Raw genomic sequence first — 1810 nt, 5'->3', positions numbered from 1 at the left:
CAAGAAGCCAATGCACCCGATGCAAAACCCGAAACGAAGTTGCCACCATCTATTGCCGTGAAGACGGCACTTGATAGGCCATGTGCACCGGCACGAAGCAGCTCATTGCCGAAAGTCATAGCTGTCCCCTTGAAAGCCTCACCAATACCGTAGGTTGCGGCGGAAGACAAAAGGCTCAACGCACCGGCTTTCCATACGCTCTTACCCTCAAATGAGGCTTGCATCATACTGCTTGCCACATTAAATACCGCAAAGGCTATCACGGCGTCATCTATTCCGAAGAGTTCTCCACTTGGATCTGTATATTTCAGCGGATTATTCAGACAATAGCTATAACGGTTGAAGTTCTGGCTATTGTCTGGCATCTGCACATAGTTGTCGGGACTAAAGAAGCGCCCGAGAACGGGATCGTACAGACGACCGTTCATGTTGATGATGTCAAACTCACTGAGCATCTCGTGCCCTGTGTAGCCGCGGTGCAAACCGATGGTGTTGAGCATCACAGTCTGCTTGCCCCAAGCATCGTATGAGGCTTCGAAAACTTTCGTTCCGTTTTCGTCCATAACGGAAAGAATGCTCCCTAAATTGTCCGTGAAGGCAAGATAAGGCTTCACTGTGCCGTTTTCCCTGATGACGACGATGTTGCCGTCAAGATCGTGGATTCCAAATAAACAATATTTTCCAACCATTATACTGATTGTCTGTTGGTTGCTGCTATACAATTGCGATTGCAAATGCTGCACAAATTCCTAATATAGTAGTAACGATAGACCCAATGCAGAATGCAAAGGTTATCCGTTTCCACTTTCTGTGCCAATGTTCGTCTTCTTTCTTGAACTGTCTGAAATATTTTTGATAACGATCTTTTGCAAAAACAGCTCTATATGCGGGAATGTAACATAGTCCTATGGGAATTGCGAGTATGGCTAATTTTGTAACATTACTCAAATTACCCAGTTCTCTTAATGCGAAACCTCCTAATAAGAATGAAAATAAAATCGAATAACCGGAATAGAAATAACCAAAACAATAGTGGGCGACACTAATAGATAATCCTGCTTTATTTCCATAATAGAAATCATCTAATTCTTTTGCCTTTTGCCCATCATATTTTTTTCTATATTTCCTGATAAAAGGAATTCTGAATATCACGGCAAATAGTCCATTCACCAGCTTATTTACTTTCTTGTTTGTCCAAACCTCTTCTAGATATATATTATAATGTATTGCATTCAAAAAATATTCAAACTTAAAGTCCATAATACCTCCTTTATTTATCGGCCATAAGCCTTATCCACACTCAATGTTCCCAAATAACTACCGCCAAAGGCTCCACCGACTCCTCCGATAATCCCACCAATAATAGCACCAGGAACAGCACCAACACTTCCTCCTATCAGTCCTCCAATTCTTAAACCAGCCCAAGCTCCTGTCCAGCTACCTGCAACTTCTGCCGTAGCCCGAACTGTATTGTAACCGTCTGTATAGCCATTACTCTGGTAGTTTTGGGTATCTGTAGCAATGCCATTCAGTATTGTGTATCCATCTAACACCTTGCCTACGGGACTAGTAACTTTAGTAATTCCTTTTCCTATTTGGCCCAATCTAATGGTCTTTACATACTGATTGCCATAGAACCCGCGTTGGGCAGTTGCATGCCAGTAGATTTTCCGATTACTGCCCCAAGAGGAATTCCCACTAGATTTTTTCATCGAAGTACCTATGCCATCTAAGATCGTATTCATTCCTACAGCAACTCCCAGAACATCATTACCCACATGCCTTGACGAAACAACGACGACTTCTGGAA

Annotated in this window: 2 protein-coding genes and 1 pseudogene; all 3 read right to left on the bottom strand. The window is 42.7% G+C overall.

Going from position 1 to position 1810, the window contains the following annotated elements:
- Positions 1-689, bottom strand: a 689-nt coding sequence (locus tag JCM12259_RS17490) for an RHS repeat domain-containing protein (protein ID WP_234396618.1), incomplete at its 3' end; no start/stop codon positions are given.
- A gap of 25 nt (positions 690-714) precedes the next feature.
- A complete protein-coding gene (locus tag JCM12259_RS12705) occupies positions 715-1260 on the bottom strand; it encodes a hypothetical protein (protein ID WP_025066718.1) in 546 nt (181 codons plus the stop codon).
- Between the two features lie 14 nt (positions 1261-1274).
- Positions 1275-1810, bottom strand: a pseudogene (locus JCM12259_RS17485) (hypothetical protein); the annotation flags it as partial.

Origin of the sequence: Hoylesella enoeca JCM 12259, assembly GCF_000613405.1 — a bacterium.
Classification (GTDB): domain Bacteria; phylum Bacteroidota; class Bacteroidia; order Bacteroidales; family Bacteroidaceae; genus Prevotella; species Prevotella enoeca.
This window is presented reverse-complemented; position numbering and strand designations above follow the sequence as displayed.